Annotated in this window: 20 protein-coding genes; 12 read left to right on the top strand and 8 right to left on the bottom strand. The window is 68.2% G+C overall.

Annotated elements, in window-relative coordinates; all coding sequences use genetic code 11:
* Positions 1-89: 89 nt before the first annotated feature.
* The 9 genes from B5X82_RS23055 (at position 90) to B5X82_RS23095 (ending at position 7,779) form a co-directional block, all read left to right on the top strand.
* Positions 90-1,559, top strand: a complete 1,470-nt coding sequence (locus B5X82_RS23055) for a 3-hydroxyacyl-CoA dehydrogenase NAD-binding domain-containing protein (RefSeq protein ID WP_079650707.1) — start codon at positions 90-92, stop codon at positions 1,557-1,559.
* Positions 1,556-2,005 (top strand): hydroxyphenylacetyl-CoA thioesterase PaaI, encoded by a 450-nt coding sequence (gene paaI, locus B5X82_RS23060; protein WP_079650709.1) that lies wholly within the window; start codon positions 1,556-1,558, stop codon positions 2,003-2,005. Before B5X82_RS23055 ends, paaI begins: the two co-directional genes overlap by 4 nt.
* A complete protein-coding gene (gene pcaF, locus B5X82_RS23065) occupies positions 1,998-3,197 on the top strand; it encodes a 3-oxoadipyl-CoA thiolase (protein WP_079650711.1) in 1,200 nt (399 codons plus the stop codon). Before paaI ends, pcaF begins: the two co-directional genes overlap by 8 nt.
* 104 nt (positions 3,198-3,301) lie before the next feature.
* Entirely contained in the window at positions 3,302-4,300 is a 999-nt protein-coding gene (gene paaA / locus B5X82_RS23070; protein ID WP_079650713.1) for a 1,2-phenylacetyl-CoA epoxidase subunit PaaA, read from the top strand.
* Positions 4,301-4,317: 17 nt separating this feature from the next.
* The gene (gene paaB / locus B5X82_RS23075; RefSeq protein WP_079650714.1) at positions 4,318-4,602 is read left to right on the top strand and encodes a 1,2-phenylacetyl-CoA epoxidase subunit PaaB; all 285 of its coding nucleotides are present in this window, start codon (positions 4,318-4,320) and stop codon (positions 4,600-4,602) included.
* Positions 4,603-4,609: 7 nt separating this feature from the next.
* Positions 4,610-5,362 (top strand): 1,2-phenylacetyl-CoA epoxidase subunit PaaC, encoded by a 753-nt coding sequence (gene paaC, locus B5X82_RS23080; protein WP_079650716.1) that lies wholly within the window; start codon positions 4,610-4,612, stop codon positions 5,360-5,362.
* Between the two features lie 5 nt (positions 5,363-5,367).
* The gene (gene paaD / locus B5X82_RS23085; RefSeq protein ID WP_079650717.1) at positions 5,368-5,868 is read left to right on the top strand and encodes a 1,2-phenylacetyl-CoA epoxidase subunit PaaD; all 501 of its coding nucleotides are present in this window, start codon (positions 5,368-5,370) and stop codon (positions 5,866-5,868) included.
* Positions 5,869-5,930: 62 nt separating this feature from the next.
* Positions 5,931-7,007 (top strand): 1,2-phenylacetyl-CoA epoxidase subunit PaaE, encoded by a 1,077-nt coding sequence (gene paaE, locus B5X82_RS23090; RefSeq protein WP_079650719.1) that lies wholly within the window; start codon positions 5,931-5,933, stop codon positions 7,005-7,007.
* Entirely contained in the window at positions 7,000-7,779 is a 780-nt protein-coding gene (locus B5X82_RS23095; protein ID WP_079650721.1) for an enoyl-CoA hydratase-related protein, read from the top strand. Before paaE ends, B5X82_RS23095 begins: the two co-directional genes overlap by 8 nt.
* A 7-nt stretch (positions 7,780-7,786) precedes the next feature.
* On the opposite strand, the gene B5X82_RS23100 is transcribed toward B5X82_RS23095, so the two are convergent.
* The 5 genes from B5X82_RS23100 to B5X82_RS23120 form a co-directional block, all read right to left on the bottom strand.
* The gene (locus B5X82_RS23100) at positions 7,787-8,797 is read right to left on the bottom strand and encodes an acyltransferase family protein (RefSeq protein ID WP_079650723.1); all 1,011 of its coding nucleotides are present in this window, start codon (positions 8,795-8,797) and stop codon (positions 7,787-7,789) included.
* A gap of 100 nt (positions 8,798-8,897) precedes the next feature.
* Complete coding sequence (locus tag B5X82_RS23105) at positions 8,898-9,476, bottom strand: TetR/AcrR family transcriptional regulator (protein ID WP_079650725.1); 579 nt, start codon at positions 9,474-9,476, stop codon at positions 8,898-8,900.
* A gap of 105 nt (positions 9,477-9,581) precedes the next feature.
* Positions 9,582-10,850, bottom strand: a complete 1,269-nt coding sequence (locus tag B5X82_RS23110) for a dihydrolipoamide acetyltransferase family protein (protein ID WP_079650727.1) — start codon at positions 10,848-10,850, stop codon at positions 9,582-9,584.
* Between the two features lie 13 nt (positions 10,851-10,863).
* Positions 10,864-12,942 carry a transketolase C-terminal domain-containing protein gene (locus B5X82_RS23115; protein WP_079650729.1) on the bottom strand — a complete coding sequence of 693 codons (2,079 nt, stop codon included), beginning with the start codon at positions 12,940-12,942 and terminating at the stop codon, positions 10,864-10,866.
* Between the two features lie 19 nt (positions 12,943-12,961).
* Entirely contained in the window at positions 12,962-14,167 is a 1,206-nt protein-coding gene (locus tag B5X82_RS23120; protein WP_079650731.1) for an amino acid aminotransferase, read from the bottom strand.
* Between the two features lie 125 nt (positions 14,168-14,292).
* Here B5X82_RS23120 and B5X82_RS23125 point away from each other — a divergent pair, with 125 nt between their 5' ends.
* Positions 14,293-14,763: an Lrp/AsnC family transcriptional regulator gene (locus B5X82_RS23125; RefSeq protein ID WP_079650733.1), complete on the top strand. Its 471-nt coding sequence runs from the start codon at positions 14,293-14,295 to the stop codon at positions 14,761-14,763.
* Between the two features lie 224 nt (positions 14,764-14,987).
* Here B5X82_RS23125 and B5X82_RS23130 read toward each other — a convergent pair whose 3' ends face one another.
* The gene (locus B5X82_RS23130) at positions 14,988-17,198 is read right to left on the bottom strand and encodes a TonB-dependent receptor (protein ID WP_079650735.1); all 2,211 of its coding nucleotides are present in this window, start codon (positions 17,196-17,198) and stop codon (positions 14,988-14,990) included.
* A gap of 235 nt (positions 17,199-17,433) precedes the next feature.
* Here B5X82_RS23130 and B5X82_RS23135 point away from each other — a divergent pair, with 235 nt between their 5' ends.
* The gene (locus B5X82_RS23135; RefSeq protein ID WP_079650737.1) at positions 17,434-18,528 is read left to right on the top strand and encodes a helix-turn-helix transcriptional regulator; all 1,095 of its coding nucleotides are present in this window, start codon (positions 17,434-17,436) and stop codon (positions 18,526-18,528) included.
* Positions 18,529-18,696: 168 nt separating this feature from the next.
* Here the strand turns inward: B5X82_RS23135 and B5X82_RS23140 are convergent, their stop codons facing one another.
* Positions 18,697-20,325, bottom strand: a complete 1,629-nt coding sequence (locus B5X82_RS23140) for a long-chain fatty acid--CoA ligase (protein ID WP_176152684.1) — start codon at positions 20,323-20,325, stop codon at positions 18,697-18,699.
* A gap of 28 nt (positions 20,326-20,353) precedes the next feature.
* Complete coding sequence (locus B5X82_RS23145) at positions 20,354-20,833, bottom strand: 2,4'-dihydroxyacetophenone dioxygenase family protein (protein WP_047167123.1); 480 nt, start codon at positions 20,831-20,833, stop codon at positions 20,354-20,356.
* 177 nt (positions 20,834-21,010) lie between these two features.
* Between B5X82_RS23145 and B5X82_RS23150 the strand changes: the two genes are divergently transcribed.
* A complete protein-coding gene (locus tag B5X82_RS23150; protein WP_079650739.1) occupies positions 21,011-21,796 on the top strand; it encodes an SDR family NAD(P)-dependent oxidoreductase in 786 nt (261 codons plus the stop codon).
* Position 21,797 lies beyond the last annotated feature (1 nt).

The following is a 21,797-nucleotide window of genomic DNA, read 5'->3' on the forward strand; positions in this document are numbered from 1 at the left end:
TCCTTTTAATAGACTGCCCGGTCAGACAATTATTGGCAAGCGCTATTTTGCGGGCTAGATATACATGATCTGACGGTTAGAGAGAGACCATGAGGATCGGAACGGACGGCATCATCGCAGTGGTAGGCGCGGGCACGATGGGCGCGGGGATCGCGCTGGTCGCGGCGCAGGCCGGCCATGCGGTGCGGGTGATCGACACCCAGGACGCGGCGCTCGACCGCGGGCGGCAGAGCGTCGCGAAGTCGCTCGCCTCGCTGGTCAAGCGCGGCACCGTCGACGAGGCCGGCGCCGCCGCGATCGCCGGGCGGATCGGCTGGAGCACCGACGTCGGCGACGCCGCCCCCGCCGCGCTCGCGATCGAGGCGATTGTCGAGCGGATGGACGTCAAGATCGGCCTGTTCGAGGCGCTCGCCCGCCATGTCGCGCCCGGCGCGATCCTCGCCAGCAACACATCCTCGCTGTCGATCGAGGCGATGGCAGCTGCGGTGCCGGGGGCCGAGCGTTTCGCGGGCCTCCATTTCTTCAATCCGGTTCCGGCGATGAAGCTGGTCGAGCTGATCCCCTCGTCCCGCACCGCGCCGGCGGTGATCGACGACCTCGAAGCGCTGATGCGCGCGTGGAGGAAACTGCCCGTCCGCGTCCGCGACGTGCCCGGCTTCATCGTCAATCGGGTTGCCCGGCCTTATTATGCCGAGGGCTTCGCCGCGCTCGGCGAGGGCATCGATCCGGCGACGATCGACCAGGCGCTGGAAAGCGCGGGCGGCTTTCGCATGGGGCCGCTGACCCTCGCCGACCTGATCGGCCACGACGTCAACTACACCGTCGCCTGCCAGGTGTTCGACGGCTATGCCGGCAAGACCCGCTTCCGCCCGCAGCCGAGCCAGCAGGCGCTCCACGACGCCGGGCAGCTCGGCCGCAAGACCGGGCGCGGCGTCTACGATTACGGCGCCGAGCTCCCCGCCCCGCCCTTCGCCGCCCCCGCCGCCGCACCGCGCCGCATCGAGGCCGGCACGGACGCGGGCGATCTCGAAGCGCTCGTCGCGCTGGCCGAGGCGGCCGGCGCCGCCGTCGCGCGCAGCGCCGACCTCGCCCCCGGCCTGCTGCGGATCGACGGGCGGCTGCTGGCGACGGGCGACGGCCGCCGCCTCGCCGACCGCGCCGATGTCGACATGCTGCTCGATGCGGCGCGCGACTATGCCGCTACGCCGACCCTGATCGTCACCGCGCGCGACGCGGCGGCGCTGACGCTGGCCGCCGGCTTCGCCGGACTGATCGACAAGCGGGTGCTGGCGCTGCCCGACCGGCCCGGCCAGATCGTGCTGCGGACGCTCGCCCAGCTCGCCAATGCGGGCTTCGACGCGCTCGACGACGACGTCGCCGATGCGGCGGGGATCGACACAGCGATGCGCTACGGCGCCAACCATCCACAGGGCCCGATCGAATGGGCCGAGCGCTTCGGCACCGCCAGGCTCGCCGCCGTGCTTGCCACCATCGCCGCCGCCACTGGCGATCCGATCTATGCCCCCTCCCCCTCGATCGCCGTCCCGGAGCCCGCATGACCGACGATATCCTCGCCCGCCGCGTCGCCGAGCGCCTGCTGGAGCTGGAGGGCACCGCCCCGGTCTGGGGCATCGTGCTGGAAGAGGCGCGGGTCGGCTATGCGCGCCTCGCGATGACGATCCGGCCGGACATGACCAACGGCCATGGATCGATCCATGGCGGCATGATCTTCGCGCTGGCCGACACCGCCTTCGCCTATGCCTGCAACAGCCGCAACGTCTCGACCGTCGCGCAGGGCGCGTCGATCCTTTTCCTGGCCCCCGCCCATCCGGGCGAGGAGCTGATCGCCGAGGCGACCGAACAGGCCGTAGCCGGCCGCAGCGGCGCCTACAGCGTCGCGATCCGCACCCGCGACGGCCGTGCCATCGCGCAATTCCAGGGCCATAGCCGAGCGATCGGCGGCCAGGTCATCGATGACGAACACCAAGGAGACTCCCATGGCTGACGCCTATATCTGCGACGCGGCACGTACCCCGATCGGCCGTTATGGCGGCAGCCTCGCGGCGGTTCGCGCCGACGACCTCGCCGCGATCCCGATGCGGGTGCTGCGCGAGCGCAACCCGGGGATCGTCGGTCATATCGACGACATATTGTTCGGCTGCGCGAACCAGGCGGGCGAGGACAACCGCAACGTCGCGCGCATGGCGGCGCTGCTGTCCGGCCTGGGCGAGGACGCGCCAGGCACGACGATCAACCGCCTGTGCGGATCGGGCATGGACGCGGTCGCCTATGCGGCCCGCGCGATCAAGGCCGGCGAGGCCGACCTGATCGTCGCCGGTGGCGTCGAGAGCATGTCGCGCGCGCCGTTCGTCATGCCGAAGGCGGATAGCGCCTTCTCGCGCAGCAACGCGGTCTACGACACCACGATCGGCTGGCGCTTCGTCAACAAGCTGATGAAGGAGCAGTTCGGCATCGATTCGATGCCCGAAACCGCCGAGAACGTTGCGCAGGACTTCCAGGTCAGCCGTGAGGACCAGGACCGCTTCGCGGTCGAGAGCCAGCGCCGCGCCGCCGCGGCGCAGGCCAATGGCCGCCTCGCCGCCGAGATCGTCCCCGTGACCATCCCGCAGCGCAAGGGCGATCCCGTCGTCGTCGACCGCGACGAGCATCCGCGCGAGACCTCGATGGAAGCGCTCGGCAAGCTCAAGCCGATCGTCCGCGCCGACGGCACGATCACCGCCGGCAACGCCAGCGGCGTCAACGACGGTGCCGCCGCGATCATCGTCGCCAGCAAGGCGGCGGTCGAGGCCTATGGCCTGACCCCGCGCGCGAAGGTGCTGGGCGGTGCGGTGGCCGGCGTGCCGCCGCGCATCATGGGCATCGGTCCGGCCCCGGCCAGCAAGAAGCTGCTCGAACGGCTCGGCATCGGCATCGGCGCGATCGACGTGGTCGAGCTCAACGAGGCGTTCGCGAGCCAGGGCCTCGCCGTGCTCCGCCAGCTCGGCCTGCCGGACGACGCGGCGCATGTGAACCCGAATGGCGGCGCGATCGCGCTCGGCCACCCGCTCGGCATGTCGGGCGCGCGGCTGGTGCTGACCGCGACCGAGGAGCTGGTTCGCAGCGGCGCCAGCAAGGCACTCTGCACCATGTGCATTGGCGTCGGCCAGGGCATCGCGCTGGCGATCGAACGGGTGTGAGGCCCTGACGGAGCCCGGTTTGGTGGCCGGGCTCCCGCCTCTCGCTAATTGATTGACCGATCGTTCGGTTAATTATATAGTGCAGGTCATAAGGAGATTCGCGCATGTACACGACGGAACTCGACAAGACGGCCACCGCCCCCACGCCGATCGGCGGCGAGGACCCTGCGCTGATCGCGGCCTTCGAGGCCCGCGTCGCGGCGGATGAGTTCATCGAGCCGAAGGACTGGATGCCCGAGGCCTACCGCCGCACCCTCACCCGCCAGATCTCCCAGCACGCGCACAGCGAGATCGTTGGCATGCTGCCCGAAGGCAATTGGCTGACCCGCGCGCCGAGCCTGAAGCGCAAGGCGATCCTGCTCGCCAAGATCCAGGACGAGGGCGGCCACGGCCTCTACCTCTATTGCGCGGCGGAGACGCTGGGCACGAGCCGCGAGCAGATGATCGACGCGCTGCACAGCGGCCGCGCCAAATATTCGACCATCTTCAACTATCCGACGCTCAACTGGGCGGATATCGGCGCGATCGGCTGGCTGGTCGACGGCGCCGCGATCATGAACCAGGTGCCGCTGCAGCGCACCAGCTACGGCCCCTATGCCCGCGCGATGGTCCGCGTCTGCAAGGAGGAGAGCTTCCACCAGCGGCAGGGCTTCGACATCATGCTGGCAATGGCCAACGGCTCGCCCGCACAGAAGGCGATGGCGCAGGACGCGCTCAACCGCTGGTGGTGGCCGTCGCTGATGATGTTCGGCCCGTCGGACGACAATTCGCCGAACACGGCGCAGTCGATCCGCTGGCGGATCAAGCGCGAGACCAACGACGAGCTGCGCCAGAAGTTCGTCGACGCGACCGTGCCGCAGGCCGAACTGCTCGGCCTCACCATCCCCGATCCCGCCCTGAAGTGGAACGAGGAGCGCGGCCATTATGATTTCGGCGAGATCGAATGGGACGAGTTCTACGCCGTGGTGCGCGGCGAGGGCCCGACCGCCAAGGAGCGCATGAAGGCACGCCGCGCCGCCTGGAACGACGGTGCCTGGGTCCGCGCCGCCGCCGATGCCCATGAGGCGAAGCGCGCCGCCCGTTCGGCCGCCGCGGCCGCCTGAGAGAAGGAAAGAAAGAGATGAGCAAGGATTGGCCGCTCTGGGAAGTGTTCGTCCGCGCCCGCGGCGGGCTCGACCATCGTCATGTCGGTTCGGTGCATGCGCCGGATGCGGAGATGGCGCTGCGCCACGCGCGCGACACCTATACCCGCCGCATGGAAGGCGTGAGCCTGTGGGTCGTCAAGTCGACCGACATCGCCGCGTCGGACCCGGACCAGTCGGGCGAGTTGTTCGAGCCGGCACAGAGCAAGATCTACCGGCATCCGACCTTCTACGAGTTGCCCGACGCCGTGAAGCACATGTGAGGGCGCGATGAGCGACATTCTCTTCCGCAGCCTGCTCGAACTGGGCGACGACAGCCTGATCCTGGCGCAGCGCCTCTGTGAGTGGTGCGGCCAGGCGCCGAGCGTCGAGGTCGACCTGAGCCTGTCAAACCTGGGCCTCGACCTGATGGGCCAGGCGACGCTGTTCCTCGGCTATGCCGGGGAGGTCGAGGGCAAGGGCCGCGACGCCGACCGCCTCGCCTTCCACCGCGACGCCGAGCAGTTCCGCAACTGCCTGCTGGTCGAGCAGCCGAACGGCGACTTCGGCCAGACCATGGCCCGCCAGTTCCTGTTCTCGACCTATCAGCTCGCGCTGTTCGAGGGCCTGGTCGGATCGACCGACCCGCGCATCGCCGAGATCGCCGCCAAGGCGGTCAAGGAAGTGCGCTACCATGCCGACATCTCGGCCGACTGGGTGATCCGCCTGGGCGACGGGACCGAGGAGAGCCACCAGCGCATGGTCGATGGCTTCGACTGGTTCTGGCGCTTCATCGACGACATGTTCGCGGTGGACGCGAACCAGCGCGCGCTGATCGACCAGGGCGTACTGGTCGACCGGGCGGCGCTCCGCCCGGCGTTCGACGCCCGCGTCGCTGAGGTCCTGGCCGAGGCCACGCTGCCCGCCGCACAGCCCGTCTGGCAGGTCGGCGCGGGCCGCGAAGGCCGGCACACCGAGCATCTGTCTCACCTGCTGGGCGTGATGCAGCAGCTCCCGCGCGCCCATCCGGAAGCCGCCTGGTAAGCAGCATGGCCGCCGGAGCCGCCCTGTCGGAAAAAGCGCTGCGGGACCGGATCGAGACGGTTCTCGCCGAGGTGCCCGATCCCGAGATTCCGGCCGTATCGGTCGTCGAGCTCGGCATCGTGCGCGGCGTCGACCCGGAGGGACCGAGCGTGATCATCACGCCGACCTATACCGGCTGCCCGGCGACGATCGCGATCGAGATGGCGATCCGCGTCGCGCTCGACGAAGCAGGGCTGGAGGACGTCGCGATCCGCACGGTGCTGTCGCCGCCGTGGAGCACCGACATGATCAGCGACGCGGGGCGCGAAAAGCTGCGCGCCTATGGCATCGCCCCGCCGCCCAAGGGGGCCGAGGCGAGGTCGCTGCGCGGCGCCGACATCGTCGAATGCCCGCGCTGCGGATCGACCCACACGCAGGAGGTCAGCCGCTTCGGCTCGACGCCCTGCAAGGCGCTCTGGAAATGCGCCGACTGCCACGAGCCGTTCGACCGGTTCAAATGCCATTGATGATCATGGGACGAGGCCGGCACGGGATGCGCGGCCCGGCCCGGGGGAAAAGGAAGTAGATCATGTCCAGCGGCTTTCACGACCTCCAGATCGCCGAGGTGCGGCGCGAGATCGACGACGCGGTGTCGCTGCGCTTCACCGTGCCCGACGAGCTGCGCGATGCGTTCCGGTTCACCCCCGGCCAGCACCTGACCCTGCGCACCGAGATCGAGGGCGAGGACGTCCGCCGCAACTATTCGATCTGCGCCGCGCCGCATGAGGGCGAGCTGCGGGTCGCGATCAAGCAGATCAACGGCGGCCTCTTCTCGACCTGGGCCAACCGGACGCTGTCCGCCGGCCAGACGATCGAGGTGATGCCCCCGCACGGCAGCTTCACCTGGACCTTCGATCCCGATCGTTCCGCCGTCTATGCCGGTTTCGCGGGCGGATCGGGGATCACGCCGATCCTGTCGCTGCTCAAGACCGCGCTGCGCGAGGAACCGAAGAGCCGCTTCGTCCTGTTCTACGGCAACCGGGCGAGCAGCAGCATCATGTTCCTCGAGGAGATCGCGGCGATGAAGAACCGCTTTCTCGACCGCCTAGAGGTCTATCATTTCCTCGAGGACGAAGAAGACGACATCACCCTGTTCAACGGCCGGCTCGACACCGCCAAGACCGCCGAGATCTTCGGCCCGCTGATCGATCCGGCGGGCATCGACGCGGCGTTCATCTGCGGCCCGGGGCCGATGATGGACGCGGTCGAGGCCGGGCTGAAGACCGCCGGCGTGCCCGGCGAGCGCATCCTGATCGAGCGTTTCACCGTCGGCGAGATGACCGGCGCGCAGCTCGCCGCCGCGCGCGAGTTGGAACGCAAGGCGGAAGGCCTGAAGGTCAAGCTGACCCTCGACGGCCGCCGCCGCACCGTCACCTTCGACGCCGAGAAGGGCTCGATCCTGGAGAATGCCCGCGCCGCCGGCATGCCCGCCCCCTTCGCCTGCAAGGCCGGCGTCTGCGCCACCTGCCGCGCCAAGGTGGTGTCGGGCGAGGTGACGATGAAGCAGAATTACGGCCTCGCGCCCGAGGAGGTCGCCGCCGGCTATGTGCTGACCTGCCAGGCGGTGCCGCTGACCGACGACGTCGAACTCAACTTCGATGCCTGATCCGCAGGACCTGCTCGTCGAGCGCCCCGCCGAGGGCGTCCTGCTGCTTCGTCTCAACCGCCCCGAGCGGCGCAACGCGCTGGCGACGCCGCTGCTGCGCGCGGTCGCCGACGCGATCGAGACGGCCGAAGGCGACGATGGCGTGCGTGTCGTGGTGATCACCGGCAGCGACACGCTGTTCGCGGCCGGCGCCGACATCGGCGAGCTCGCAGCGAGCGGCGCCGACGATCCGATCGAGACGCCGCGCTATCTCGCCTGGGCGGCGATCCGCGCCTTCTCCAAGCCATTGATCGCTGCGGTCGAGGGCTGGTGCCTCGGCGCGGGGGCCGAGCTGATGATGTGTGCCGATATCGTCATCGCGGCGAAGGGCGCGAAGATCGGCCAGCCCGAGACCAATCTGGGCATCATTCCGGGTGCGGGCGGCACCGCCACCCTGCCCCGCCGCATCGGCCACGCGCGGGCGATGCACATGGTGCTGACCGGCGAGCCGATCGGCGCGGAGGAGGCGCATGCGATCGGCCTGATCGCCCGCCTCACCGAACAGGGACAGGCGCTCGACGACGCGCTGGCGCTGGCGGCCAAGCTGGCGATGCGCGCGCCGCTCGCGCTGCGCGCCGCTAAGGCGAGCATCCGCGACGCCGAGCATCTCGACGAGGCCGCGCATCTGCGCAGCGAGCGGGTCCGCTTCATCGAGCTGCTCGGCACCGCCGACAAGGCCGAGGGCATCGCCGCCTTCCGCGAGAAGCGCGCGCCGAACTGGCAGGGCAGATAGCCGCCCTTCAGGGGCCCGCGGGAACCGGCACGCCACGGACGTAGCGCCGCTCGCGGAACCAGGCGAGGATCGGCCGTTCGATCAGCAGATAGCCGGCCAGGCCGGCGGCGATCCCGCCAGCGATGCCGAGCGCGATCGTCGGCGCCTGCGGAAGGTCGAGCCGCCAGCCGATCCGGACCGCCACGGAGATGGCGAGCGTGTGCCATATATAGATCGAGTAGCTGGCGTCGCCGATGAACAGCGGCAGCCGCCACTCGCCGATCGCCGCGCGCCGTTCGAGCGCCAATATGCTCGCCAGCAACAGTGCGGCGGGGATGCCGAAGCCGATCGCGCGCGGGAGTTGCGGCGCGTGGAACGCCACCCAGCCGACCGCCGCCAGCGCCACCAGCGCGCTGCCCCAGCCCAGCCAGCGCGGCCAGTCGCCGGGCCGTTTCCACAGGATGCCGAGCCAGCAGCCGCCGGCGAACTCGAGCAGGATTGGATCGGTATAGAAGGTGGCGAGCACATTGGTCGGATCGAGCAGCGGCCGCAGCGTCACCAGCCCGGCGAACAGCAGCGTCAGCGCGGCGACCTGCCGTACCTGCCGGCCGAGCGGCAGCAACGCCGCGAACAGCAGGTAGAAGGCCATTTCGAAGTTGAGCGTCCAGCCCGGCACGAGCAGCGGCCAGACATTGCCGTTGCTGGGCGAGGTCCAGGGCACGAACAGATAGGAGGCGAGGACATGGTCCGCCTCCAGCCGGACCTTGGGGAAGGCCCCGACCAGCGCCGCGGCGAGCATGACGCTGGTCGCGATCCAGTAGATGGGGACGATCCGGCGGACCCGGTCGGCGAGGAAGGCGAGCGGCCGCGTGTCAGGCCCGCTGATCGCGACCATCAGGAAACCGCTGAGCAGGAAGAACAGGTCGACCCCAGCCTCCCCGGCATGGAAGTTCAGCCCGGAGCGTCCCGCGGCGTGGAACAGCACCACCGCCACCGCCGCGAGGCCACGCAGATATTGGAGACCCAGCAGCTTCCGCATGGCGGAAAACTGATCGTTCCGGGATCGAAAGCCAATAGGGACGGGCGCCTGGCGGCCGGCGATCCGTCCGGGAGAAAGACCGGCGTACCGCTTTCGGCGATCAGCCCGCGATCAGGTCGAACGCACGATCGGCGATCGCCTCGGGCTTGAGCGGGCCGGCGGGGTCGTACCAGTTGCCGGTCCAGTTGATCATGCCGAACAGCAGCATGGTCCGCGCCCGCGCCTCGCCCTTGTCCTTGGCGAGCGCGGGATCGATCTCGACCAGCAGCGCCTGCACCGTGTCGACGATGCGGCGTTGCTTGGCGATGATCGCCGCGCGCCGGTCCTGCGGCAGGTTGTCGAGCTCGTTGAGCAGCACCTTCTGCCGCGAGGCCGCCCCGACATAGTCGGCCATGAACAGCCGCAGCAGCCGGCGCAGCCGGTCTCGCGCCGCGCCAGGCTCGGCCATCGCGGTCTCGACGCTATCGACCAGCCCGTCGATATGCGAGGCCATGACCGCGTAGAGCACGTCCTCCTTCGACGGATAATAATGATAGAGCAATGACTTGGAGGTCTTGCAGGCCTTGGCGATGTCCGACACCGACGCGCCCAGGAAGCCGCGCTCGGCGAACAGCTCGGCCGCCTTCTCGACGATCGCCTCGCGTCGTTCCTCATAATCGGCCGCCTGCGTCCGCGCCATTATCGCCCCGTTGCCATTTCCAATGCGAAAGAACGGACTAACGGGTGTTGGCGGCACGTCAACCGCGCTGATCCAGCGGGGGCGGCGATCGCTATCGGCCCTTCCTCACAGCGGCCAGTTTTCAAGCGTCTCGACGAAGGTCGAGAGCCAGCCGTTGGTCTGATGCCCGTCGACCACGCGATGGTCGATCGTCAGCGAGACATAGGCGAGCGGACGGATCTGGATCGTGTCGACGCCGTCGACCTCGCGCACCACCACCCGCTTCTCGGTCTTGCCGATGCCGAGGATCGCCGATTGCGGCTGGTTGATGATGATCGGCGAGGCGAACAGCGATCCCGACACGCCATGGTTGGAGATGGTGAAGGTGCCGCCGCGCATGTCGGCCGGGGTCAGCTTGTTGGCGCGGGCGCGCTCGACCATCTCGGTCAGCCGCTTGGCGATGCCGAGCAGCGACAGCTCCTGGCACCGGGAAACGACCGGTACGACCAGCCCCTTGTCGCCCAGCGCCGTGCCGATGCCGATGTTGACGTCGTCGAAGATGTCGAGCCTGTCGTCGTACCAGCGGCTGTTGATCGCCGGCGCCGTCTTCATCGCCGCGACGCAGGCCGCGATGAAATAGGCGGTGAAGGTCAGGTTCGCGCCTTCCGCCGCGAAGGCGGCCTTGTGCTTGCGGCGATGTGCCATGATCGCGGTGAAGTCGCATTCGAACATCGCGGTCACATGTGGCGCAACCGTCACGCTGTTGAGCATGTTCTGGGCGATCGCCAGGCGCATCCGGTCGTGCGGGATCGATCGCACGCCGCCCGCCGATGCGGGAGCCTCCTCGCGCGCTGCAACCGGAGCCGAAGCCGGCGCGGGCTTGGGAGCCGGGGCGGCGGCGCGGTCGGCGACCGCCTTGTCGACGTCGGCGCGGGTAATCCGCCCCGCCTTGCCCGTGCCGGTGATCGTCGCCGGATCGATGTCGTGAGCGCGCACCGCGCGGCGCACCGCCGGGGACAGCGCCAGCGCCATGCTCCTGTCGCCCGAGGCGGCCGGAGCCGGGGAAGATGCCGGAGCCGGGGCGAACCCCGCCTCCCCAGGCTCGGCTCCGGCATCCCCGGAAGCGGCCGGGGGCGTCGCGCCCGATGCCGCCTCGTCACCGACCTTCAGGCGACCGAGCAAAGCGCCAGGCTCGGCCTCCGCGTCGGATGCCAACAGGATCTCGGCGATCACTCCCGCGGCCGGCGCGGGCACTTCCTGGGTGACCTTGTCGGTCTCCAGCTCGACCAGCGGATCATTCTCCTCGACCCGGTCGCCGACATTGCGGAGCCAGCTCCGCACGATCGCCTTGGTGCCCTCCTGCTCGGCGGGCACGAAAATATCGATATATCCCATCTCTGCCCCCGGATCAGAACGCGATCAGTTCGTCGATCTTCGCGCGGATGCGCTCGACCGACGGCACCGCCCAATCGAGCAGCAACGGATTATGCGGGCTGGGGATATCGGGCATCGTCACCCGCGCCACCGGCGCATCGAGGTCCATGAACGCCTGGTCGGCGACCACCGCCGCGATCTCCGCACCGAAGCCGGCGGTCTGGAGGTCCTCGTGCACGATCAGGCAGCGGCGGGTGCGGCGCACCGATTCCAGCACCGCCTCGCGATCCCATGGCATCAGCGTGCGCAGGTCGATGACGTCGGCCGAGACATGCGCGGCCGCATCCTCGCAACGCGGCACCATCGCCCCCCAGGTGACGATGGTGATGTCGCTGCCACTCCTGGTGAATTTCGCCTTGCCGAACGGCAGCACGAAATCGTCGCCCGGATAGGGCCGCCGTGCCCAGGCGAGGTCGAGCAGGTTGCGATGCTCGAAGAAGATCACCGGATCGTTGCCGCGCAGCGACGCGCGCAGCAGGCCGACCGCGTCCTCGGCGTTGGACGGCACCGCGACCTTCCAGCCCGGATTGTGGACGAAGGCGACCTCGTTGGTCTGGCTGTGCCAGGGATCGCCGCACTTGAAGAAACCGCCCGGGATGCGGACCACCATCGGCGCCGCGAAGCGGTTGTTGGTACGCCAGCGCATCGTGCCGCAGTCGTTGATCTGCTCGGTCGCGGGCTCGGCATATTTGCGGAACTGGATTTCCGGTACCGGCACCAGCCCCGCGAGCGCCATGCCGACGGCACGGCCGATGATGCCCTCCTCCGACAGCGAGGTGTCGAACACCCGCGCGGTGCCGTATTTCTCCTGGAGGCCGAGCGTCACCGCGTGGACGCCGCCCTTCGGTCCGATATCCTCGCCGAACAGAACGACCTTGTCGTTGATCGACAGCTCATGGTCGAGAGTGCGGCGGATCGCGGTCACCATGTTGATCCGCTGCCCTTCGGGCTTCGGCTCCTCGGTCGCGGCGGGCGCGACATAGCCGTGGACCGCCATGCCGCCCTCGGCCTGCATCTCGCCTTCGAAGAAGACGTTCTTCATCACGCTTTCGGGCTGCGAAACCGGGCGCGCCCGCGCCTCCTCGCAGGCGGCCTCGGCGGCGGCCTGCGCCTCGCCCTGCAGCTTGTCCCATTCGGCCTCGCCCAGCACGGCGGGGACGAGGTAGGACTTGAGCTTGGGCAGCGGATCGCGCGCCCACTCAGCCTCGACGACGTTGGATGACTTGTAGGTCTGGGTGTCCTGGAAGCTGTGGCCCTGGAGGCGCGGCACGGTCAGCCGCAGCAGCGCGGGCGCGCGCTGGTCGCGAACATAGGACGTGGCCGCGTCGACGAGGCGCGCGGCCTCGGCCGGATCGGTGCCGTCGCCCGAGAATATCTCCAGCCCCTGCCAGCTTCCCAGATTGGCGGCGATGTTGCCGCCCGGCGTCTGGAAGGTCGAGGGTACCGAGATGCCGAAGCCGTTATCCTCGATGTAGAAGAGCATCGGCAGCCTCTGCGTCGTCGCGATCGTCAGCGCCGCCCAGAAGCCGTTCGACGCGACCGACCCGTCGCCGCCGAGCACGACTGCCAGCGCCTTGTCATAGGCGGGGTCCTTCACCACGGTACGATAATATTCGATCGCCTGCGCCCAGCCGGCGGTCGGCGTATACTGCGCGCCGACGCCGCCGCACATCGGCAGGGCCGAGGCGCCGTCGGGGTTGGGGAAGTTGAACACGACGCCGATGTCGCGGCCGTCCGAATAGCCGCCCGCGCGACCCATCGCCGAGCCGAGCGCGTCGGCCACGTCGACGCCGAGCGCAAGCAGCAGCGGCCGCGAGCGATAATAGCCGCAGCTCGCATCCTGCGGATTGTCGAGCCGGCAGCCGAGCAGGATCTGCCCCATGTCGTGGCCGCGCGCCGAGAATTGGTAGAGCACCTCCTTCTCGGGGACGAGGCGGGTCTCCTCCATCTTGTCGAGCGCGCGCGACAGGTGGACGAGATAGGCGACACGCTTCCAGTCGACGGTGTCGTCGGGGGCGTTGCGGAGCGGCTGCTTGAGCGCGGCGGTGGCCATGGGGAAACTCCGTCTTCGGTCAGCGGACCGCCGCGAAGGCGGCGGCGAGCGGGGCGAGCTTGGCGGGGGTGAGGCCCGCGATGTTGATGCGGCCGGACCCGGCCATGTAGATGGCGTGCTGCTCGCGCATCGCCTTCACCTGGTCGGGCGAGAGCGGCAGGGTCGAGAACATCCCCTTCTGCCGCCCGATGAAGGCCAGTGCCGGATCGAGCGCGGCGAGCCCGGTGCGCATCGCGGCGATGCGGGTACGGACCTCGTCCAGCTCGGCCAGCCACTGCGCGCGCAACTCGACGCTTTCGAGAATCAAACGCACGACCGCCGCGCCATGATCCGGTGGCATCGACCAGTTGGCGCGGGCGAGGCTCAGCAGGTTCGACTGGACGACGGCGGCAGCCTCCGGCTCGGCGGCGAGCACGAACAGCGCGCCGACCCGCTCGCGATAGAGGCCGAAATTCTTGTCGCAGCTATAGGCGACCAGCAGCTCCGGGCAGTGGCGCGCGACGATGCGGACGCCGGCGGCATCCTCGTCCATCGAGGCGCCCAGCCCCTGATAGGCAAGGTCGATGAAGGGCAGCAGGCCGCGCTTCGCCATCAGCGCGCCGAGCGCCTCCCACTGGTCGATCGTGAAATCGGCGCCGGTCGGGTTGTGGCAGCAGCCGTGGAGCAGCACGGCGTCGCCCGGCACCGCCGCCTGCAGCGCGGAGAGCACGTCGTCGAAGCACAGCTCCTGAGTCACCAGGTCGATATGGCGGTGCTGGCGGAGCGAGAGACGCGTCGCCGCGAAGATCGGCGCATGGTTCGGCCAGGTCGGACCGCCGACATGGATCATGGCGTCGGGATTGTTGCGGGCGATCAGCTCGGCGCCCAGCCGTAGCGCGCCGGTGCCGCCGGGGGTCTGGAGCCCGGCGAGGCGCGCACGAGGCGCAGCCTCGCCGAACAGGATCGGCGCCAGCCCCTCGAAGAATCCGATATCGCCTTCGGGCCCGACATAAGCCTTGGTCGGCTGCTCGGCGAGCAGCTTCGCCTCGGCCGCCTTCACCGCCGTGAACACCGGGGTATGCCCCGCCTCGTCCTTGTAGACGCCGACGCCGAGGTCGATCTTGTTCGCGCGCGGATCGGCCGCATACATGCCGATCAGCGCCAGCAGCGAGTCCGAAGGCTGAAGCTCGAGCCGGCCGAGCAGCGCGCGCGGCGGCGCTACGGTCGTCTCGTCGAGGGTGATCATCGTCGGCCGCTCCTTCGGATATGCATTTCCTGTGGATTTTTTATCGCATGCAGCCGAAAGATGTCGTTCAAACTTAGGCATGGAAACGCCAGATATGAAATCAGCGTTTCACATTACCGGATTCTATGATGGAAAAAGTTCAGCTCGATTCGATCGACCGCAAGCTGCTTCGCGTGCTGCAGCGCCGCGCCGACATCAGCCAGGCCGCGCTGGCCGAAGAGGTAGGCTCCTCTCCCGCTTCCTGCTGGCGTCGGCTGAAGGCGCTGGAGGAGGCCGGCGTGCTCGGCCCGACCGTCCGGCTGCTCAATCCGCAGGCGGTGGGCAAGACACTCGACGTGGTCTGCCAGGTGCGGATGAAGGCCCACGACGTCGAGAGCCGGTCAGCCTTCGAATCCTTCATCGTCGGTCGCGAGGAGGTGATGGAATGCCTCTCCATGTCCGGAGAGTGGGACTATCAGATTCGCGTCACCGTCAGCGACATGGCGGAATATGAGGATTTCCTGATGCGCCGCCTGCTCGCCCAGCCGGCGGTGGCGCATTCAGCGTCGCACTTCGCGCTCAAGCGCATCAAGTCGACCACCGCGATCGCGGTGTGACTTCCCCTCCCCGTTCGTCCCGAGCGACATCGAGGGACGTTGGCAAGCGACGCGCCCGCGAACGTGTCTCGACTGTGCTCGACACGAACGGCTTGGGGGCCCCCTTCTCCGTCACCCCTGCGAAGGCAGGGGTCCATGTCTCTCATCAGCCAGATGGCACCTGAGAAGGATACAGACATGGATGCCTGCCTGCGCAGGCATGACGAGGAAGGAGGGAGAACCCATCAGAAACTATACCGCGCCTGCAAGCCGAACCAGCGCGGGGTGGCATAGGTGCCGTAGGAACCGCCCAGCGGCGGGGCCGAGACGTCGAAGGCGAAGGTCTTGCGCGCCTTGTCGAACAGGTTGTTGACGAAGCCCGCCAGCTCGAAGCCACTGTCGGCCAGCTTCAGCGACACCCGCGCATTGGCGAGCCAGCTTCCCTTGATCAGGGTCGCCTGCGCATTGGTGAGCTGGGCGTAGAAGTCGTCGGTGTAGATCGCGTTCATCGTCCCGCTCAGCTGGCCGAAGCCGAGGTCGAAGCGCTTCGTCGCTGCCAGGTTGATCGTATAGTCGGGCGACTGCGGCGCCTTGCGGTCGAGCAAGCGGGTGCCGATCGGGATGCCCTTCACATTGGTGTGGAGCAACGCCAGGCCGGCGTCGAACTGGAACCCCATCCCGGGCCGGGCCGACAGCTCGAAGTCGGCGCCGTAGATCGTCGCGCTGGTGTTGAAGAGGGTGAAGTTGAAGCCGCGCTGGTCGAACGCCTGGTAGTCCGAATAATCGTAATAATAGGCGGCGCCGTTGAAGCGCAGGCGGCGGTCGAGGAACTCGAACTTGCCGCCGACCTCATAGGCCATCAGGTCCTCGCCCTTGAAACGGAAGCCGGAGAGCGGCGCCTGCCCGACGAAGCCGGCATTGTAGTTGAACGCCTTGTAGCCGCGATTGATGCTGGCATAGAGCAGCGTGTCGCTGTTGGGCTTGTAGTCGAGCGCGAGGCGGCCCGAGAAGCCGGTCTCGCCATGCTTGTCGGTGGTGACGCCGGCCGAGGCGAGCGATCCAGGCGCGATGAAGACCGGGCACAGCGGACCGGTGCAGACTTCCGAATAATAATAGTCCTTCTCGTCGCGGGTGACGCGGATGCCGGCGGTCAGCTTGAGCTGATCGGTCAGGTCATATTCCGCCTGCCCGAAACCCGAATAGGACTGGGTGTCGACGCTGTAGTTGGCGCGCGGATAGGTACCGAAGACCGGAAGGTTGAACCCCTGGAAATAGTCGCCCTTGATGTTCAGATAATAGAGGCCCGCGGTCCAGCGGAACGCGCCCTCATCCTCGATCAGGCGGATTTCCTGGGTGAAATGCTTGGCCTTGGCGTTCTGCCCGAAGATGCCGATGTCGACCGGCGAGAAATCGTTGTCGGCCGCATATTCGCTGTCGAGGTTCTGATAGCTGGTGACCGTCGCCAGCGAATAGCCTCCGCCAAGATCGAGGTTGATCTTGCCGCCAACCGTCCATGTCTCTCGGGTGAAGCGGCCCGGGAAGTTGAACGAGCCGGTATAGGGGTCGCCATCGGCATCGACATAGCCGAAGCCGGTCGGCGAGCCTGGCGGCAACAGCACGCCCAGTCCGTCCGCGTCCTGTGCGGCGCCGGTGATCATCGCGCCGCCGGTCGCGACCGGCCGGATCTTGTACCAGTCCGCGAACAGGTTGACGGTCAGCCGGTCATTCGGTTCGATCTTCACCTGCCCGCGTGCCGCCAGCGTGTCGTTGGCCAGGATGTCCGGTCCGATATCGTTCTTGATATAGCCGTCGGCCTTGTTCTTGAGCACCGCGACGCGCGCCGAGATGCCCTCGCCCAGTGGCCCGCCGACCGCCGCCTCGACGCGGAACTGATCGTAGCTGCCATAGGTCGCGTCGACGAAGCCATTGAGCTCGTCGGTCGGCTGGTTGGTGATGACGTGAATCAGGCCGCCGGTCGCGTTGCGGCCGAACAGCGTACCCTGTGGACCTTTCAGCACCTCGACCCGGCTGACGTCGAACAGTTCCTGCACGCTGGTCGCGTTGGAGGGCTGGTAGACCTCGTCGACATAGAAGGCGTTGGCGGGCTCGATATGACCGGCAAAGTCGTTCTGCGAGACGCCGCGGACCGAGATCAGGCCGGCGACCGGCGGACCGCCCGGCGCGGTGAACTGCAGGCCCGGCGTCATCGCCGCCAGGTCGGTCGAGTTGCGCAGGCCCAGTTCGGTCAGACGGTCGCCCCCCAGCGCCGTCACAGCAATACCGATATCCTGCACGTTCGCCGCGCGGCGGGTCGCGGTCACGACGATCTCGTCGACCGCGTCCTCGGCGGCCGACGCCGCCTTTTCCTGCGCGAAAGCGGGCATGGACAGACTCGCGACGGCCAGCGCGAAGCCGCAGGCCGCCGAACGGAACGCCCCGATGCTGTTTGTGAACACTCTTGCCTCTCCCCGATAAGCCGGACCACGACGGCAGGCCGGCACCCTTTTGGAACGGAGCCTATCTGCATCGGGGCGGGTGCGCTGCCTATGACGGGAAATACTCACCCCATGAAGGCGCAACGACGTGGACGCAAAGCCCGTGGCGGCGTAGAAAGCCTCGGTAGTTCGAGGCGGTTCGCCGCCGCAGGCCGCACAAGACGGCCACCGGCCAGGGAGAAGGAACGAGACGATCATGTGGAAGCAGAGTTTCACCTCCGCCCCGTCGGCCAGTCTCTATGAAAAGATATTGTCCTGCGAGGAGCTCGACGGCGTCGGCGGCCATATCCTCGAGCCGCTCGTCGACGCGCTCGGCGCGACCAGCGCCGTCTTCATCCAGATGTTCGCCTCCCCGCTCGGCGACCGCCATTTCGGGGCACACAGCTATGTCGGCCACAAGCCGGGATCGGTCGGCGTCTATCTCGACGAGTTCCACCGGCTCGATCCCGTCATGCGCCCGGCGATGGACTGGCTGGAGGACCCGCGCCGTCCGTTGCCCAACATGCTGACTGGATCGTTCAAGCGCATCCTGGAGCAGAACAGCTATTATGGCAGCAGTTTCCTGCAGCCCTTCGACGTCGGCCATGTCGTCGCCTTCGTCCTGCCGATGAACACCGCCTTCGAAACCCAGCTCGCTTGCGTCGGCTTCCACCGCCGGCTGGACGATCCCGCCTTCTCGGCCGAGCAGATCGGCTGGTTCGAGCGGCTCGGCCCGGCGCTCCGTTCGGTGCTCTACGTGCTCGCAGCCAAGGAGGCGATCACCCTGTCCGAGACGATCGCGATGGCGGCGAAGGAAGCCGGCAACGATTTCGGCTTCCTGATCTTCGACGAGGACCTGGTGATCCGCAACGCCAATGCGCGCGGCATGGAGGACCTCGGCGTCGGCGGGCCGGACGTCCGCGGATCGTCGCTGCTGGGCGAGATCAAGCAAAGGCTGCTGGGCTGCGATCGGAGCAAGGGCGGCTCCGTCACCTTCCGCACCGACGCGCCCAAGCCGGTCGAGGTCGAGATTCGCAACTTCCGGTCCACCGACGGGCGGCTGTTCCACCTGGTCGTCACCAACGGATCGGGCAAGCTGCACGCGATCGACGACGCCTGCCGCAAATTCGGGCTGACCGAGCGCGAGGCCGAGGTCGTGTCGCGGATCGCCGCGGGCAAGTGCAACGCCTCGCTCAGCCGGGAGCTGGGCATCTCGCTGCGCACCGGCGAGAACCATCTGCGCTCGATCTACCGCAAGGTCGGCGTCGGCAGCCGGACGCAATTGCTGTCGCGGCTGCTCCAGATTCACTAAAGCAATGAGCGTCGCGCCTTAAACATGGCCCGCTCAGCCTGAGGAGCCACTGAGCTTGGCGAAGTGGCGTCTCGAAGGCCCTTCGAGACGGGCTTCGGCTTCGCTCAGCCCTCCTCAGGGTGAGCGGATAAGGCGATCCCGATCAATGATTTGGAAAAGCCGCTCTGATCAGGCCGCCGGTTCGGCCGCCAGACAGTCGGCATGGCGGGCGCGCAGCGCCTTCTTGTCGATCTTGCCGGTCGCGGTGAGCGGCACCGCCTCGAACAGGATGCGGTCCGGCATCCACCAGCGAGCGATCCGCGGCATCAGGAAGGTGCGGACCATCTCGGCCGTCACCATAGCGCCTTCGTGCACCTCGATCACCAGGATAGGGCGCTCCTCCCATTTCGGGTGATGGACGCCGACCACGGCAGCGATCCGCACGCCGGGCAGGCCGACGACGATATTCTCGATGTCGATCGAACTGATCCACTCGCCGCCCGATTTGATCACGTCCTTGGCACGGTCGGTGAGGCGCAGGAAACCGTCACCGTCGATCGTGGCGATGTCACCCGTGTCGAACCAGCCATCGGCATCGGCGGCGTCCTCCTCGGCCCGGAAATAGCGGCGGATCGTCCAGGGACCGCGCACCTTGAGCGCGCCCGCGCTCTCGCCGTCATGCGGCAGCGGCTCACCGTCCTCGCCGGCGATCTTCAGCTCGACGCCGAACTGCATCCGGCCCTGACGCGTCCAGATGACGTCGTCGACATGATCTGGGCCCCGCTCGGCGAGCGCCGGGGTCGATGTCGCCACCACGCCGACCGGGTTGAGCTCAGTCATGCCCCAGAGCTGGAGCACCCGGACGCCATGGTCGCGCGCGAAGCGTTCCGCCATCGCGCGCGGCACTGCCGATCCGCCGATGACGATACGGTCGAGCGTCCCCGTCCCAGCCCCGCTGCGCTGGAGATGATCGAGATACATCGTCCAGATCGTCGGCACGCCACAGGTGAAGGTGACGCCGGCCATTTCGACCAGCTCGTGCAGGCTGGCCGCGTCCATCCGGTCGCCCGGCAGCGCGAAGGCACAGCCATTGAGCGCCCCCGCGAAAGGCAGACCCCATCCCGTCGCATGGTAGAAGCTGCTGCACGGCATGATGCAATCGAACGCCCCGAGCCCGAACGCCGAGCCGAGGCTCGCCGCCATCGCGTGCAGCACGGTTGAGCGGTGCGAGTAGAGCACGCCCTTGGGATGCCCGGTGGTGCCCGAGGTGTAGCAGAGGAACGCCGCCGCCTTCTCGTCGAACAGCGGCCAGTCGAACGAGGGGGCCTCGCGCGCCAGCAGCACTTCCCAGCTCCCGGCGGCGACCGATCCCGCGACGGTGCGTTCTGTGTCGCTGAACATCACATAATGGCGGATGCCGGGCAGCAGCGGCGCGAGCCGCTCGATCAGTTCGGCGAAGCTGCGTTCGTAGAACAGCATCGAGCTGCCGGCATGGTCGATCGTATAGGCGATCTGCTCGTCGGTCAGGCGCGGATTGGCGGTGTGCAGCACCGCGCCGATCCCCGGCGCCGCGAACATCAGCTCCATGTGCCGATGGCCGTTCCAGCCGAGCGAGCTGATCCGGTCGCCCGGACCGATGCCGAAGCGCCGCAGCATGTGCGCCGCCTGCGCCGTCCGCGCCGCCAGCCCATGATAGTCGTAGCGCCACAGCGGCTCGTCGATGACCCGCGACAGGATCGCCCGCCGCGGATGCGCCGCCGTCGCATGGGCCAGCAGGCCGCTGATCAGCAACGGCCGATCCTGCATCAGTCCGATCATGACGGAAAGGGCTCGCGCATCCCGCCGATCACCAGTCGGCGGGCTTGTCGATATGGTCGGCGGCGTTGCCGGCCACCGCCATCTCGTACATCAGCTTGGCGTCGACGATCGCCGCGACGCTGCCGTCGGCATTGTAGCCGACCAGTGGCCCGTTGACGGTGGCGAACATCACCATTCCGTCCGGGTCGGTATCGGGGATGTGGTTGATCCCGCCCGCCTCGCGGACGTACCAGCCGGCCCGGCCGCGATCGTCGCCATAGCCGAAGCCGCCTTCGAGCAGGATGCCCTCGACCCCGCCGATATGGCCGTGGACGGGCGCCTCGTTGCTGGGGCCGACCTTCAGCAGCAGGGTGAAGCCGCCTGTCAGCGCATTGACGTTGAGCAGCTTGAACCAGGTCTCCGGCATCACCCAGTCGAGCCAGGGCAGCTTGCCGACGTCATGGAAGGCCGGGCGGTGAAGCTTGGTCTGGGCGATATCGGGGCTGTTGCCCTTGGTGAGCAGCACCATGGTCACGTCTCCTAATGGCTGTTGTCGAACCACAGTGACCAGATCGTCCGGCGTGGGAAATGACGGGGAACACCTACGCCCGCCGCCGTCGCCGGCCTGAGTGGTTCCCGCTATTTGCCCCTCCCCGCCCGCTGCCTAGCCTCGACGCAGATCAACGAAGCGGGAGGAAGCGGGGCCGTGCGGCTGAAGGACAAGATCGCGATCGTCACCGGCGGCGCGTCGGGCATCGGCCGGGCGACGGCGCTGACCTTCGCCCGCGAAGGCGCCCGCGTCGCCATCGCCGACATCGACGCGGACGGCGCCGCGCGGACCGCCGCCCAGATCGGCGAGCAGGCGATGGCGATCGCCTTCGACGTCGCCGACGAGGCCGCCTGGGCCGACGCCACGCGACGCACGGTCGATCGCTTCGGGCGGCTCGACATCCTCGCCAATATCGCCGGCATCGGCTTTCCGGGCACGATCCTCGACCTGACGATCGACCAGTGGAACAAGATGATCGCGGTCAACCTGACCGGCGTCATGCTCGGCTGCCAGGCGGCGATCCGCGCGATCACCGCCAGCGGCGGCAGCGGCGCGATCGTCAACGTCTCCTCGCTCGCCGGGCTGGTCGGCATCTCCGACGTCGCGGGCTATTGCGGGTCGAAGGGCGGCGTCACCACGCTCAGCAAGTCGGTCGCGCTCTTCTGCGCCGAGCGCGGCCTGCCGATCCGCTGCGTCTCGGTCCATCCCACCTATGTCGACAGCGAGATGCTCAATCCGGTCGCCGATGCGATCGGCAGCCGGCAGGCGATGATCGACGGCATGGCGCGGCTGGTGCCGATCGGCCGGATCGCGACGCCGCAGGACATCGCCAACGCCATCCTCTTCGCGGCTTCGGACGAAGCTGCGATGATGAGCGGACATGCGCTGGTGATCGACGGGGCGCAGCTTGCGGGCCCCACCAGCGCGCATTCGAAAGGTTGAA

The sequence above is a fragment of the Rhizorhabdus histidinilytica genome, assembly GCF_900167915.1.
GTDB classification, from domain to species: domain Bacteria; phylum Pseudomonadota; class Alphaproteobacteria; order Sphingomonadales; family Sphingomonadaceae; genus Rhizorhabdus; species Rhizorhabdus histidinilytica.